The organism is Bacillus sp. CZDM1 (genome assembly GCF_055502545.1).
This window is the reverse complement of the sequence record NZ_JBUESO010000009.1, coordinates 170,738-185,919: the sequence shown is the minus strand read 5'-3', so window position 1 is coordinate 185,919 and position 15,182 is coordinate 170,738. Positions and strand designations below refer to the sequence as shown.

At 38.9% G+C, this 15,182-nt stretch carries 13 protein-coding genes and 1 pseudogene; 2 read left to right on the top strand and 12 right to left on the bottom strand.

Features of this window, described 5'->3' with window-relative positions; genetic code table 11:
• Nucleotides 1-303 precede the first annotated feature (303 nt).
• The 7 genes from rbsB to ACY3XC_RS20430 all read right to left on the bottom strand — a co-directional run bounded on the left by rbsB (nucleotide 304) and on the right by ACY3XC_RS20430 (nucleotide 7,314).
• On the bottom strand, nucleotides 304-1,221 hold the full coding sequence (gene rbsB, locus ACY3XC_RS20460; protein WP_464870164.1) for a ribose ABC transporter substrate-binding protein RbsB: 918 nt from the start codon (nucleotides 1,219-1,221) through the stop codon (nucleotides 304-306).
• A 17-nt stretch (nucleotides 1,222-1,238) separates the two neighbouring features.
• Complete coding sequence (gene rbsC, locus ACY3XC_RS20455; RefSeq protein WP_464870242.1) at nucleotides 1,239-2,162, bottom strand: ribose ABC transporter permease RbsC; 924 nt, start codon at nucleotides 2,160-2,162, stop codon at nucleotides 1,239-1,241.
• A 43-nt stretch (nucleotides 2,163-2,205) separates the two neighbouring features.
• The gene (locus tag ACY3XC_RS20450) at nucleotides 2,206-3,687 is read right to left on the bottom strand and encodes a sugar ABC transporter ATP-binding protein (protein ID WP_464870163.1); all 1,482 of its coding nucleotides are present in this window, start codon (nucleotides 3,685-3,687) and stop codon (nucleotides 2,206-2,208) included.
• Nucleotides 3,688-3,704: 17 nt separating this feature from the next.
• Complete coding sequence (gene rbsD, locus ACY3XC_RS20445) at nucleotides 3,705-4,100, bottom strand: D-ribose pyranase (protein WP_464870162.1); 396 nt, start codon at nucleotides 4,098-4,100, stop codon at nucleotides 3,705-3,707.
• 2 nt (nucleotides 4,101-4,102) lie between these two features.
• On the bottom strand, nucleotides 4,103-4,981 hold the full coding sequence (gene rbsK / locus ACY3XC_RS20440) for a ribokinase (protein ID WP_464870161.1): 879 nt from the start codon (nucleotides 4,979-4,981) through the stop codon (nucleotides 4,103-4,105).
• Complete coding sequence (locus tag ACY3XC_RS20435) at nucleotides 4,974-5,963, bottom strand: LacI family DNA-binding transcriptional regulator (RefSeq protein WP_464870160.1); 990 nt, start codon at nucleotides 5,961-5,963, stop codon at nucleotides 4,974-4,976. The genes rbsK and ACY3XC_RS20435 overlap by 8 nt, the downstream gene beginning before the upstream one ends.
• A gap of 109 nt (nucleotides 5,964-6,072) precedes the next feature.
• On the bottom strand, nucleotides 6,073-7,314 hold the full coding sequence (locus ACY3XC_RS20430; RefSeq protein ID WP_464870159.1) for a helix-turn-helix transcriptional regulator: 1,242 nt from the start codon (nucleotides 7,312-7,314) through the stop codon (nucleotides 6,073-6,075).
• A 226-nt stretch (nucleotides 7,315-7,540) separates the two neighbouring features.
• On the opposite strand from ACY3XC_RS20430, the gene ACY3XC_RS20425 reads away from it, so the two are divergent.
• Entirely contained in the window at nucleotides 7,541-7,897 is a 357-nt protein-coding gene (locus ACY3XC_RS20425) for a hypothetical protein (protein ID WP_464870158.1), read from the top strand.
• Nucleotides 7,897-9,462 carry a sodium/solute symporter gene (locus ACY3XC_RS20420; RefSeq protein WP_464870157.1) on the top strand — a complete coding sequence of 522 codons (1,566 nt, stop codon included), beginning with the start codon at nucleotides 7,897-7,899 and terminating at the stop codon, nucleotides 9,460-9,462. Before ACY3XC_RS20425 ends, ACY3XC_RS20420 begins: the two co-directional genes overlap by 1 nt.
• A gap of 788 nt (nucleotides 9,463-10,250) precedes the next feature.
• Here ACY3XC_RS20420 and ACY3XC_RS20415 read toward each other — a convergent pair.
• The 5 genes and pseudogenes from ACY3XC_RS20415 to ACY3XC_RS20395 form a co-directional block, all read right to left on the bottom strand.
• Entirely contained in the window at nucleotides 10,251-10,409 is a 159-nt protein-coding gene (locus ACY3XC_RS20415; RefSeq protein ID WP_464870241.1) for a transposase, read from the bottom strand.
• 897 nt (nucleotides 10,410-11,306) lie between these two features.
• Nucleotides 11,307-11,612 (bottom strand): annotated as a pseudogene (locus ACY3XC_RS20410) (hypothetical protein); the annotation flags it as partial.
• 693 nt (nucleotides 11,613-12,305) lie between these two features.
• The gene (locus tag ACY3XC_RS20405; protein WP_464870156.1) at nucleotides 12,306-12,491 is read right to left on the bottom strand and encodes a hypothetical protein; all 186 of its coding nucleotides are present in this window, start codon (nucleotides 12,489-12,491) and stop codon (nucleotides 12,306-12,308) included.
• Between the two features lie 60 nt (nucleotides 12,492-12,551).
• The gene (locus tag ACY3XC_RS20400) at nucleotides 12,552-13,682 is read right to left on the bottom strand and encodes a hypothetical protein (protein ID WP_464870155.1); all 1,131 of its coding nucleotides are present in this window, start codon (nucleotides 13,680-13,682) and stop codon (nucleotides 12,552-12,554) included.
• Nucleotides 13,683-14,257: 575 nt separating this feature from the next.
• Nucleotides 14,258-15,097, bottom strand: a complete 840-nt coding sequence (locus tag ACY3XC_RS20395) for a hypothetical protein (RefSeq protein ID WP_464870154.1) — start codon at nucleotides 15,095-15,097, stop codon at nucleotides 14,258-14,260.
• Between the last annotated feature and the right edge of the window lie 85 nt (nucleotides 15,098-15,182).

Here is a 15,182-nt window from a genome sequence, read left to right as displayed (position 1 = left end):
GTCTTCCTGTTATAAAGAATCGATTGGTTTTCCTATTACCGTTTCATAATCGTATGTTTTTTAGTTAAACTGTCAAAACAACTTAGAAAAACTGGAGATACTACTTGTTATATATATTCATTTTTAAAAATTAAAATCCTGCTTTTTCTTCCATTAAACAACATTTTTCACTTTTTTTAATCAAAAAGTCCCATTCCTGAATACAACCTGTTTCCATTTCTAAATATAAAATGCCCGTCACTCCCCCATTTTGTCGAAAATTTACCGACATATTGCGAGGGGGTGACAGGCACTCCTAATTATCTATTCTTTTGTTACTAATTTTAGTGGAGCTGCTATGATTTTCTCTACGCTTTTACCCTGCAAAACGTCTCTTGCAGCGTCTACAGCAAGCTTACCAATTAACTCTGGCTGTTGGGCAACTGTTGCTTCCATATTTCCTGATTTAATCGCATTTATGGCATCGTCATTCCCATCAAATCCAATGACCATTACTTCCTTACCAGAGCTATTAATTGCCTCGATAGCCCCCAAAGCCATTTCATCATTATGAGCAAATACAGCTTTAATATCAGGATTTGCCTGCAGAAGATTTTCCATAACGGTTAATCCCTTCGTACGATCAAAATCAGCTGCTTGTTTAGCCGTTACGTTCAATTTCCGATCTGCTACGTTATGAAATCCCTTACCCCTTTCACGTGTGGCCGATGCCCCTGGAACTCCCTCTAATTCAATAACTTGTGTTTTTTCTCCAAGCTTTTCGATCATATAATTTGCGGCCATTTCCCCGCCTTTTATATTATCTGAAGCCACTAATGCTTCTACCTTCCCTTTATCTGCTGAACGGTCCAACGTAACTACCGGTATACCAATATTATTCGCTGATTGGACAGCCGTTGAAATAGCCGCAGAATCAGTTGGATTAATGAGCAGAGCATCTACACCCTGCTGAATTAAATCCTCCACGTCATTCACTTGTTTCGCAGAGTCATTTTGTGCATCTACAATAATAACTTCCATACCCAATGCTTCTACTTCTTTCACCACTCCATCCCTTAAAGAAACGAAAAATGGGTTATTTAATGTAGAAACAGATAAGCCAATTTTAATATCTTCTAAACTTTCTTTTTTATCTGGTTTTGCCCACCCAGGCGGTTGCATGGAACAAGCACTTAGGAGCAAAAGTGTTAGTGATAGACATATAGCTACTAATTTTTTCATCGTGATCTCTCCTTATGCTACTTTTTACGGTCAAGTAATACTGCAATTAAGATAACAATCCCCTTAACCACCATTTGATAAAAGGATGATACTCCAAGAAGATTTAAACCGTTATTTAAGGTTCCAATAATTAAAGCACCGATCAATGTTCCAAAAATTCTTCCTTTTCCCCCTGATAAGCTTGTCCCTCCTAATACTACGGCAGCAATTGCATCAAGCTCATAGGAAGTACCCGCAGTAGGCTGGGCTGAATTTAAACGAGATGTTAAGATTGCACCGGCCAGCGCTGCAAGCATACCTGAAAGACTATAAATCATGATTTTTACATTCGGAACTTTTATCCCTGAAATTAATGCTGCTTTTTCATTTCCACCAATCGCATATGTTTTACGGCCGAATGGAGTTTTATGAAGAATAATGAATAAGACAACAAATGTAACAATCATCGTAATCGCTGGTACAGGTATTCCTAGAAAATAACCACGGCCAAATAACTGAAACAGGTAATTATCACCAAGACCAGTAATAGGGTTTCCACCAGTATAAACAAGTGTTAGTCCTCTGAAGATTGTCATTGTTGCTAGAGTCGCGATAAACGGTGCCATTTTCCCCTTGGTAATCAATAATCCGTTTACCGTTCCCATCAAGCCGCCTAGAATACATCCAATTAATATCGCAAGGATCGGGTCTATTCCTGATACCATCATTCCTGCTGTCAATGCACTGGATAATGCAAGAATAGCTCCGACAGATAAATCAATTCCGCCTGTTAAAATAACAAAAGTCATACCAAACGCAATAAGTGCATTAATCGCCACTTGCCTTAATAAATTTAATATATTTAAAGGTTCAAGAAAACTTGGATTTAATATCGATACAATCACAACTAAGATAATTAAACCAAGTAACGGTCCTAACTTTTGGGTGATGGCATTCATCATATTTGTCTTATTAGGTTTTGTACCTGCATTAATAGAATTCATCCTACTGACCTCCTGTTGCCAATGTCATAATTTTTTCTTGGGTCGCATCTTCTTTCAATAATTCACCTTTTATTTTTCCTTCATGAACGACGAGGATTCGATCACTCATTCCAAGGACCTCAGGTAATTCTGAAGATACCATGATGATAGCTACACCCCGATCAGTTAATTCATTCATTAGTTGATAAATTTCTCTCTTCGCTCCAACATCTACTCCTCTAGTTGGTTCATCTAAAATTAGTAATTTCGGCCCTATCCCAACCCACTTGGCAATGACCACTTTTTGCTGATTTCCTCCTGATAGCTTTCCTACGGCAATATCTGGGGATTCCGTTTTAACTGTCAAGCGTTTGATGAGCATATTAACAAAGTCTGTCTCACTTTTTTCATTGATAATCCCTTTTGGAGCGAAGCTATAGAGGGTTGGCAGAACCATATTATCTCTTATAGAGAAATCTAAGATTAATCCCTCATCTTTCCGATCTTCTGTAATGAATCCGATTCCTGCCTTGACAGCTTGTTCCGGTGTTTTGATTGTTACCTTCTTACCTTTCAACCAAATTTCACCGCCATCAATTCCATCCAGGCCAAAAATTGCCCTCATAATTTCTGTTCTTCCGGCTCCCATCAAGCCTGAAACCCCGACTATTTCCCCTGCACGAACAGAAAAATTCACATCTTCAAAATGCCCTTTTTTTGTTAAACCCTTTACTTCAAGAACGGTTTCAGCCGGGTTAGGATTTCGTTTAGGAAAACGGTCGGTTAATTCCCTTCCAACCATCTTCCTGACAACCTCATCAAAATTTGTTTCCGGAATCGCCTTCGTGTCAACGGTTTTCCCATCACGCATTATTGTAATCCTGTCACAAATGGAGAAAATCTCCTCCATCCGATGAGAAATATATACAATCGATACTCCTTCTTTTTTCAATGAAGAAATAACATCAAAAAGTTTGCTGATTTCCCTTTCTGTCAATGCAGCTGTAGGTTCATCCATGATAATCACTTTTGCTTCAGTCATTAATGCTTTCGCAATCTCAATCATTTGCTGCTCCCCAACAGAACAGCTTCCCGCCTCTTTATCTAACGGAATAGATACAGCTAATCTATCGAACTGTTTTTTTGCCAGCGATTTCATTTCATTTATTTTTAAAAGGCCAAATGTATTCTTTAATTCCTTGCCAATGAATAAGTTATCTAGAACCGTCATATCAGGCCAAATATTTAATTCCTGATGAATAAAAGTGATTCCACTTTGCTCCGCTTCTTTTGGGTTCTTAAAATAGGTCTCTTTCCCATCAATTTTAATGACCCCTGAATCACCCGCATGCAGTCCTGTAAGAACGTTCATCATTGTTGATTTCCCTGCACCATTTTCCCCCATTAGGGCATGTACTTCCCCATCTAATAAATCAAAATCAACACCTGTTAAAACTTGATTGGTTCCAAATGCTTTATAGATGTTTTCCATCGTAATACGCATGTTTATCACCTCATCTTTTAGAAAAATACTCCAGATTGTAAAATACAGTTTGCATATGGTGTAATTTCACCTGTACGAATGACTGCTTTAGCATGTTTTGTTAATTGTTTAAACTCCTCATGGGAAACATGTTCTATTTCCTTATCAGCGAATTTACCTTTTAAATAGTTGGCATGTTCGGGATTTCTTTCTTCTATCTCAGAGGCAATCATCACTTTTTCGATAACCATATCCTCATCAACCGCATTCACTACATCTATAAATGAAGGCATTCCTGTTTTAAGTGCTAAATCGATTTTTTTAACTCCATCAGGAATGGGCAAACCAGCATCCGCTATCACAATATAATCCATATGACCAAGATCAGCTAACACCTTGGAAATATGACTGTTTAAAATTCCATAACGTTTCATTTTTATAAATTCCCTTCTACTTCTTCTCTTGTCGGCATTCCACCCTGTGCGCCAAATTTTGTTACAGACAATGATGCAGCCCGATTAGCAAAACGAATGCTATCTTTTATGCTTTTACCCTCTGCTACCGCAACAGCAAATGCGGCATTAAATGTATCACCTGCACCAGTTGTATCGACAGTCTCAACCACATAAGCCGGGACAAGCACCTCATTTTCACCATCATAATAGCGGACTCCGTTTTTACCTTCAGTCACCAATAATTTATTTGGATACTCTTTTAAAGCATCATGGATATCCTTGTTCTCAAAAAGAACAGAAGCTTCCCATTCATTTGGTGTAATATAAGCTGCCTTTTCAATCACAGTTTTACTAATGTGTCTTGCTGGTGCCGGATTTAGTAATAAGGGCACATTATTCAGAAAGCAAATTTCGGTTACAAATTCCACTGTTTCCTCAGGAATCTCTTGCTGAATTAGTACAATATCTGATTCTCGTATTACATCCAGTGCTTTTTCAACAAATTCAGGTGTGACATAATTATTAGCACCTTTAACCACAATAATGCTGTTATCACCCTCTGCCAGGGTAATATGTGCTGTTCCTGTCTCTAAATGTGTAACCGGTTCCACATAGGTTGTAACAACTCCATTAGCTGTGAAATTGTTAACTATTTCCTCCCCAAACCCATCGTCACCTACACATCCTACCATATACACTTCAGCACCTAGCCTGGCAGCTGCGACAGCCTGGTTAGCTCCTTTGCCGCCAGGGACTGTCTTAAAGCTCTCCCCGAGAATCGTTTCCCCTTTATTCGGCCGCTTTGAAGCGGTTACAACCAAATCCATAGAAGAACTACCAATAATCGTCATTTTAACCATTTTTCTTCTCAACCTTTCTTGTCGTTTGCCTTTCAATAAATGTAACAGGCATTTGAATATTCTTTTGCTCTAACGGTTCTTTATTAATAATTTTCATCAATAACTTTGCTGATTCTCTTCCCATATCATAGGCCGGCTGTCTAATGGTAGAAAGTGGCGGGAACAGCAGCTTGCTAAGCGGTATATCATCATATCCTATAATTTGCAAATCATCAGGAATTGATCTTCCAATTCTTAGTGCTTCATGTAGTATGGCTGCCGCACTTAGATCATTGCTGGCAATGATCCCATCCGTTTCAGGAAATTTCTCAAATAATGTTTTGGCCATTTTTTCTGCATCGTGAAAACTAAACGATGACGTAATCACCTGAAAGTCTACATTAGCATTGCATAATTCATCCACTGCACCTTTGAATCTGTCTTGCGCTGTCCTTAGTTCAATAGGTCCTCGGAGTAAAGCAATTCGCTTACTTCCCCTTTTGATTATTTCTTGTGCTGCCTTTTTCCCCCCATCTAATCCATCTGAATAAACTGAAGGATGACTATTAGTTGTCCGATCAAGAAAAACAACAGGAAAAGATAAGTCTTCGTAAAGACTTGTTTCAGCTTGATTTGTTGCAGAAATAACACCTATTACATTATTTTGTTTAAAAGTCTGTATATAATCTATTTCTTTTTCAGGTTTTTCATCAGCATTTCCGATAATCAAGTGGATGCCTTGCGCTTGCATTTCATCCTCTACTCCACGAGCTAGCTCAGGAAAGAAGGGATTTCGAATATCCGGAAGCAATAATCCAATTAATCTTGATTTTTTCATATAAAGAGATCTTGCCACTTCATTTGGTTTGTAGTTTAATGCTTTAATTGCCTCGTTTACTAGCTTCCTAGTATCTTCATGTGCATAACCTTTATTGTTTAATACTCTTGAAACGGTAGCCACAGATACTCCAGCTTTTTTTGCGACATCACGTATGGTAGCCATCGATTCACTCCTTATGTGTAACCGGTTACACATATAGTAGCATAATCTTTTTTCACACGCAACATAAAAAAATAGCACCAACACAATTTGTGCAGATGCTTTGCCTTTTTTAAACAAAGATAATTTCTTCTGTCGCTCTGTATTCTCTTGGAGAAAGGCCAACATACTTTTTAAAGGTACCACTAAAATAATTTGGTGTATTGAAACCTAGTTCTTCAGCGATCCACTCAATCGTATGATTCGTATGACGCAAAAGCCACACTGCACGCTGTAAACGGACAAAGGTGACATATTCAACAAAATTACGTCCTGTTTCTTGTTTAAATATCCGACTAAAGTACGGAACACTCAGATTAATTTGATCGGCTACCCGTTTTAACGAAAGATCCTCGATACAATACCGAGCAATATAGTCTGTACATTTCTGAATCTGAACATCCTTTGTAATTTCTTCAAAATAACGCAGTGATGGCCTGTCATACGGCGTGGTGCGTCTAGCCTTGCATGCTTCACGATAGGAATGGTGCAAGAGGAGCGGTTCACGGTAGATGGAGCCTACACCTATATATAGATAAATGCCAAACTCTTTTTCCAAAGCTTGAATAGTATCAAGGATTCTATTCTCCCCTTCTTTCCAGTGTATTAAGGAACCGTACTCGGGAGGCACCTTGATGAGCATAAGTAAATGTTTTCGGTAGGGTAGAAAAGTAAGCTGATAACCTTGAAAGCGGTTTCTAAAAAAAACCTGAATCTCCCTCGGTGCCCAGCCTTCCTGTTCTCTGCTGCCAGGGCTTCGGACAAATCCCTGAATAAAACAAACCACATTCGGCATCGCCTCACCTGGAAGAAAAAAACGAGATTCAATTAATTCCTCTTCCGTTGTTTTATCGCCAGCAAGCAGCCTGCGCAAAAATGCCTCTTGAAATGGTAACGTGTTCCGCTCCGTTTTTTGTTCCTGATGAATCTGATAAAAGAATTCATCATAATCAATTGATTTAGTATTCGTCATTGACAGCTCACTAATAGCTCGTTTCAATGTACGAAGAAATATATGTTTTTTCACGGATTTCACTAGTAAGTACTCTAGCTTGAACTCAATGGCAAGCGGTGAAGTATACAATAAGGTTGGGTCTAGTAAGGGAATAATCCTGCATTCTTTATTACGTTTGCGGAATCGGTGAATTTTAACCCAATCATGCCATTTTTTCACTTCGATAACAGCTATATGTACATCATGTTGATTCAACTCAGGTTCTGCCAGTAAACAACTTCCCATAAATTCTTCTTTAACCCAGTCTGCCAGCTTTTCATATTCCAGTTCATCTTCCACTGCTAGACTTATTGAATACATTCGATATTCTCCCCCCTTTCTAAAAAGTGGCATTTAAAGTTATATTCCTATACAAATTATAGTACAAAAATTAGACTATGGTAAATATTTGTACATTTCTGATAATTTATTGTAAGGTATATGTCCATTTTATGACGTAAAATCAATTTTATAGTATCATTGCCGGGCTAAGGAAGGGGTACTAGAACACGGCAAAAGCCTAAATAATATTAAGGAGGAGTAACATATGGCTGGAGAGTATACCGAGTACAACTATGTTGCAGCAGATACAATCGATGTTAGCGAATTAAAGCCGCTCGATCCCGAAACGAGGAAAATCATGAAAGGTGAATTTAGTACAGGTCTTAAACTTACGGTCTTCTACTATATTTTTATTCTCGCAATTCCGATATTGAATTGGTACGCAGGTGATTTTATGTTTTCCCGTATGTGGGGCGGCATGACATATAGTTGGTTTTTGACCAGTGTTGTTGCAATGGCAATGGCTTTTATCATTGCTTACGTTCACACTGCTCTTTATGAAAAACGTTTAAAAAACTATCAAAAAAATTCTGGCTCCCCTGAAGAAAGGAGAATTATTTGATGGCCATGTTATTTGAACCTAAAATGCTTTTAACAATCCTCCTCATGGGAACGATTGTTTATATCACCTATTTATCAAAAAGAAGTGCGACTGCATCTGATTATTTCGTTGGCGGACGAAGCTTCGGCTGGTTTACAAACGGTTCAGCCATTGGCGGAGATTATTTAAGTGCTGCAACCTTTCTTGGTATTGCCGGTCTAACCTATCAGCTTGGTTATGATGGCGCTTACTATGCCTTTTGCTTCTCAATTGGTCTGACTCTTCTTGCTATGTTCGTCGCAGGTCCACTGCGCCGGTTCGGAGCCTATACAGTAGCAGACTTTTTGGCCTATCGTTTTCACAGCAAACGTGCCCGCCTCGCTGCTGTCGCTGTAGTACTTGCAATTTCAGGTTTCTATGCAGCTCCTCAGTTATTGGGTGCCGCACAAATTTTAAGCATGTTCTTTGGTACAAGCTATGAATTTGGAATTATCTTTACCTGTTCGGTTATGATTTTTTATGTTGGTATCGGTGGAATGAAGGGTACTACTCTTAACCAAGCGCTCGAATTATGGATTCGTCTTGGCGCCTTTCTCCTCATGGTTGGCGCAGCCATCTATGGCGGACTTCATTATCAGGAGATTCTAGCAGCTATTAATGAATTTAAAGGTAGCATTACCGGTACTTCAGCGTTTTCGGTTGACGGAAAAGATATACCATTTGATGGTTCTGTTTGGACCGGTACAGGAAACTACTTCCCATCTTTCTGGCAAACAATATCAATGACAATCGGACTTTCACTCGGTACGATTGGACTTCCTCACATCCTGCTTCGCTTCTATACAAATCCAAGTGCAAAAGCAGCGCGTAAGTCCGCTCTTATGGCAATTGGTATTGCAAGCGTGTTCTTTTTATTCGCTGTGTACCTTGGAGTAGTCGGCCGCTCTATTTTTCTAAGCGGCAATGTAGATTCAGCTGTTATGAAGGACCTTATTGCGGGCGGAAACAATATGGTTGTTCCATCTACTGCACAGGCATTAGGTGGAGAATGGCTGCTTGGACTTGTTATCGCAGGAGCATTTGCAGCCGTCTTCTCGAACCTTTCAGGATTATTCATCGCAAGCTCTGGCGCCTTAGCACATGACTTGTATGCAACTTTCTTCCGTAAGAACATCACAGAGAAAGAGCGCGTACTCGCGGGTAAAGTAGCAATTATTATCCTTGGTATTTTATACGGTGCTCTCGGTCTCATGGTAAAAGGAGCATCCATCGGCCATCTGGTCGCACTAGCATTCACCGTTGCTGCCAGTACGTTTACTCCTATCTTTATCTTAGGCATCTGGTGGAGAGGAATGACAGAGAAAGGAGCAATTGCCGGGCTTGTTGCTGGCCTTCTAGCTTCGATGTACATGATTTTCTTTAAGACGACTCTTCCTGAGTTCCTGCAGTTCAATGTACCAGGACTAATTACAGTGCCAATTGGATTCCTATCTGTCTATATCGTTTCAAAGCTTGATCGCAGAGTACCTGCCGATGTAAATGACTTTATGAAAAAAGTTCACTCTAAAGAATCGGAAGTAGCATAGAAAAAATAAAGGTATAAAAAAAGGGTGTCCCAAAAGCAAATCGCTTTTGGACACCCTTTTTTGCATTAGAATATGGCCTAATCTTCTAAATAGCAACTTCGGTGCCTGTCACTAACCGAAGTTTGTTAGATTTTGTCGAAGAATATACTAGATTAATAAGTGTACTTCATGGAAAATGAGCCAATTTTGGGAATTGGACCAAATATCATTAAGAAAAATCCGTAACCATTTATTTACCATGGTATTTGTTCCGTGAACCATTCTTATGAAACAAGATTTTTCGGGTAGTGACAGCGTACTATGTCAAGTAAGAATTTTTGATTTTTGAGTATAGGAAATACACCTCATGTAATCAAATGTAAAAAATTCACAATAAGCAACTGACAGAAAACACTATGAATGAATCTCTTCTTCTCGGATCTGAATAGAAATCTACCTTGCTTCAATACTGCAGAGATGCAACCTGGTTAGTTCAAACCGGTCAATATTAACGTACAATTCGCACTTACAGGACAAGGTAAATCATGCTGTCACTCGAGGTCATAGCCTCCGGCACTAGAGTCGATTTTCCCTTGACCCCAGAAGAGAGATTCATTATTTTTTATTAATTATCCGGCTAAAGCAATGTTTAAATAAGTATTCATTTTTGTGTGCTGAAGCTTTTTCTTAATTTCTTGAAGTATGGAATAACCCTTTTGTTTAGATTCAAACGATTTTCTGTGCTTTAACATCGAAAAGGCTATTTTTATAAACTTATTTCCTAATGCTATAAAAGCCTTTCGTGCATGCTATCCACGCGCTTTCAAACCTTCATAATATGGTCGTAAATCTTGATTATGTTGAGCTAGTAGTTTTCCAACTGTATACACTATAAATCGAAGATTTTTATTACCTTGCTTAGAAATCCGTCCATAAAAACCTTCTGTTCCACCAGACTGTATAATAATTGGATTTGTTCCTCTTTTTTAATCAGTTGCCCTGCGTGATAGCCCCAAATTCCCAGGGCTGCATACAAACAGAAATTCCGTTTTTAAGTTGCGGTCTACTGCCGGACCAAATCAAAGTAAGTCGAACCATTACCTTCTAAAGTATTTCGCCTTAACTACTAAACTACTAACCTCTGTGATATTCTCCTCCAGCAGCAGCTCCCATTTCAATCAAGGGCAGCCGAGTAACAGTCTTCTCTTTATATTTATTAACATCAAATACAACGTAACTCAATGTGCCATTTTCTATTTTGTTTTGCTTTGATTGGAACCAGCTTATCATCGCTTCAAAGTCCGGTTTTCCAGTTTGATCTTTTTACCTAGTTCATTCATTCTTGTTCCCACATAAAAAGACAGCAAAAAATGCTGTCTCTTCTAGTCTATTAAAAGCTTCCTGATTGAATGCGGTTAACAATCAGTCAAAACTAATCCTACTACTCCTAGGATCGGTGCACTCAGTACAATAACTCCTGTAATAGGGTCGGTTAAGGATACAGTAACTGTACCAGTATTACTATCAATTACAATATTAAAATCAACAGGTATCGAAATTCCATTAAGGCTTAAAGTTGCGGTACCAGTAATGGTCACAACACCATTGTCACACGTAACACTTGTAATGTTCGCTGCACCAATATTTAAAATAGCAGTAGCTACGGCTGCACTCAATGTTAAATTGAAAAATGAACCGTTTGCTTGACAATTAGGACAAATGCTCAAATTCAGCGCGGCTGAAGCCGTGATAGGGAGAGGGCTAATAATAGGAATAGTAACTGCTATACCAGGAATCGTTACGATACCAGGTAAGGCAATACCACACTCACAAGCAAGTGGAGCTACTCCTCCTCCATCTGTTACAGCGATTAAATCCATAATGTTGTCAAATTTGAATTCTAAAAGCATTTCCTTCTTGATCACGTCACGAAGAGTTCTTCGAACACTAGCATTCACATCAAGAAGGTCCCCTAATGACACCTCAGCAGGAGTAAACGTAACTCCTGTTTCTAATGTGCCTAGAACAAATTGAAGCTTTTCTGCCTCAGCGTTCATGATATGGGCAAGAGCCAATTCTTCCAAAGCAATGGAAGCTAAAAGCAGTGGAACCGTCTGCTCAGTAGTCACAGAAATAAGCGGAGTAATATTGGGAATATTCGGAAAAGCCATTATAAATATCTCCTTTCAAATTTTTAGTTGAACATAGGTCTTAATAGATGTGTTAAAAGCAACATGCCAATAACGTTTTAACCTACTATTCCTTACTATTTTATTCTGCTAATGTTTACATAACTCAACGCTTGTCCCATTGTAATGCGGATTTTTATACTAAAAAGAGCCCTTTTTTAAAAGTGCTCTAAATATAATCAGTGTTTATAAAAGGATTATAGGGAATAGGTTTCGTCCATTTTGATAATAGGAACAATTCGGAGAAATACTCTATCAACATTAAACAGAAACTAATCTTTAGAAAATCATTAAAAATCAACCTCCTTAACAGAGATTTATCTCCTTTTCTGATGAAGCACGATATACCATTGTAATAAGTAAGGCGTCCTCATCATGAATCTACTCATTAAAAACTGCCATGCGGTTAATCCTTAACGGTTATAGTGATTTCCCTAAGTTCCTTAATTTTTGAAAAATACAAATAAATTTTAAAATAGTTTAAGTCCACGTTTAAGAAATTTTTGTTGCATAGAAAAGCTCAGATGCATTTAGATCTGAGCTTTTCCTTCTAATAATTGGAACAACCTTTTTGCCCGACTTTAAACCTGGTTTCAAAAAATCTCCTCTCCAATTAAGGTTGTATTAACTTAAAAGCAGTAAATGAATCTTAATCGGACCTGCTTAAATGGAGGGTTATTTGCTTCTAGGTATTACCTTTAACTTTTGTACTTTGTTCATTAGGTCAGAAAAATCTTTATTAGATGCTTCTAAATTTTTAAAAATTTCAGAGACATGTGTTTTTTCATCTTCTGTTAATGGACGGCCATAACCAGATTCCAGCCAATTTACCAGTGATTTAAATGCTTCTTCAAAACTCATATATTCTCCTCCTTTTACCCAAAAATTTAAATTCGATTTTTATAAGCTTGTTGACTCTCCTTAAAAACCGAAAAAGCTAATAATAACTTGACCATTTCCAAAACCAACTCCAGCTGAATTGTTTTGGTTTGTTCCATTATTACGAGAGCCGCCGCCTCCGCCTCCGCTAGCTTGTAATTCGACTACCTCACTACCGCCAGCACCGCCGCTGTAGCCGCCGCCTCCGCCGCCTGCAAAGCCGCCTCCGCCGCCTCCGCCGAAACCGCCAGGTCCTCCATTATCACCGCCTGCTCCTCCGGCACCTCCAGAATTAATAGCTTGGCCACCTGCTCCACCGCCGAGACTAGCGCTACCACTAGCGAAAACCCCAGCGCCGCCGCCTCCGCCGCCGAACGCAATAAGAGTACCTCCACCGCCGCCTGTACCATTTGATCCAACCGTACCACCAGCAGGATTAGCAAGTGTTCCCGGACCTATTGTTGTGATGAATGCAATTGAAGCGTCTGCCCCGTTATTACCTAAACCGAAAAAGTTGCTACCAGCACCGCCGCCGCCGCCTGCAGCAACCAGTAAAGTAGATGCAGTTAAATCTGCAGGGACTGTCCCTCTCCATACAAAGGAACCGCCTCCACCGCCTCCACCAAAAACTGTACCACCCATACCCCCAACAAGTACTGCAAGTGATTCTCCAGGTGTGACCCCAAATTCACCCTGCACAGAAGCTCCTAAACCGCCAACTGTACCTTGACTTCCATTTCCTCCTTGAGCACCAATCGCCTGGATTCTTGCAATTGTTGCACCAGTTGGGACTGAAGTTGTTTGAATCTCTCCTGTAAAGGTAAAGGTTTGTTGCTCCAAAAGTACTGGTTCAGATGGTAATGTTCCAATTAAATCAAGTACATTCTCAAATTTAAACTCTAGTAACATTTCTTTTTTAATAACGTCCCTAAGAGTTCTTCGAACACTGGTGTTGACATCAAGCAGATCCCCTACTGAAACCTCCGCAGGTGAAAATGTGACCCCAGTATCATCTAATGTTCCCAAAACAAATTGGAGCTTTTCTGCCTCAGCGTTCATGATGTGAGCAAGCGCCAATTCCTCTAAAGCAATGGAAGCTAATAGCAGAGGAACCGTCTGCTCAGTAGTCACAGAAATAAGTGGAGTAATATTAGGAATATTCGGAAAAGACATATAAATTTCTCCTTTCAAATTTTTTCTTGAACATAGGTCTTAATAGTTGTGTTAAAAGCAACATGCCAATAACCTATTAACCTACTATCCCTTACTATTTTATTCAGCTAGTGTTTACATAACTCAACACTTGTCCCATTGTAATGCGGATTTTCATACTAAAAAGAGCCCTTTTTTTTAAAAGGGCTCTTAGGCTTGAGCAATACTACTATAGTGGTTGTTTTGGCTTTAGCAGAAAAATAGCAGGGCTTGCTGCAATAAAATCCATAATACCTTAGGAATAGAAAGTAATCCTCTCAATCACTCTTTGAAATTACTATAAATAACAATTAGTTTTGTTTCTTCTACAGAACAATAAATAACCTATTGAAAAGAATAATAGTAGAAAGGTTATGCACCTGTTATATAATCTTTTGAGTATGTCCACGTTTAAGAAATTTTTATAGCATTGAAAAGCTCAGATGCATTTAGATCTGAGCTTTTTCTTCTTAATTAGAAACCTTTCTAGTTCTACTTTAAACATGTTTTTTTAGGTTTTAGTCTCTTTAAATTGTAATTATGTTTCAAAATATGGCCTATGGACAAGTAGTAGTAATCGTTAAAGACCAGCCACCAGCAATAGTGCCTGAGTCTGCACCAGCATCATCGAAAACGAAAAGATTCCATGTACCGTTTGGATTTGTCCCATCGAATACGCTTAATACAGATCCATATGGTGGTCCTGGTGCTGGCCCAGGGAGAACATCTCCGGCTCCGATATTTGTAGGCTGGAACGTACTGGAGACGAATGGAGATGGGATTGGGGTTGGCACTGGAGTTGCCGCATCATCGTCAAATGTTAACGTGACACCGACAATGTCAGATAATCCTCCTGCATCTGACATAAGCATAACATTCTGCCCTTGTGGTCCAACAAGCAGAATATCAAGATCAGCTGGGAAAGTATGGGACATGTTGTTTAATGTTGCTGTCACCTTAGCGATAGTTCCATTCAACCCTGTAACATTAATAGGTGATGGATATGGTGAGGCTGGACCTTGGGTATCACCATTGATAATAATCGATTGAGGATTAGTAAATGTAGCTGTTGTTGGAGAACATGAAGCTCCTATTAGATCCAGTACATTTTCAAACTTGAACTCTAATAACATTTCCTTTTTAATAACATCACGAAGAGTTCTTTGAGCAATAGTGTTGACATCAAGCAGATCCCCAAGTGAAACCTCCGCTGGAGAAAATGTGACTCCTGTATCATCCAATGTTCCCAGAACAAATTGCAGCTTTTCTGCCTCAGCATTCATGATGTGAGCTAGCGCTAATTCCTCCAAAGCAATCGAACTTAAAAGCAATGGAATAGTTTGTCCAGTAGTAACCGAAATCAAAGGTGTTATATTCGGGATATTTGGAAAAGACATTCTATAAATCTCCTTTCTAATAATATATTTTGCATATAGTTTTGCGATAGAAATGAAACAAAAAAAGTCGCATAACCTATTTACT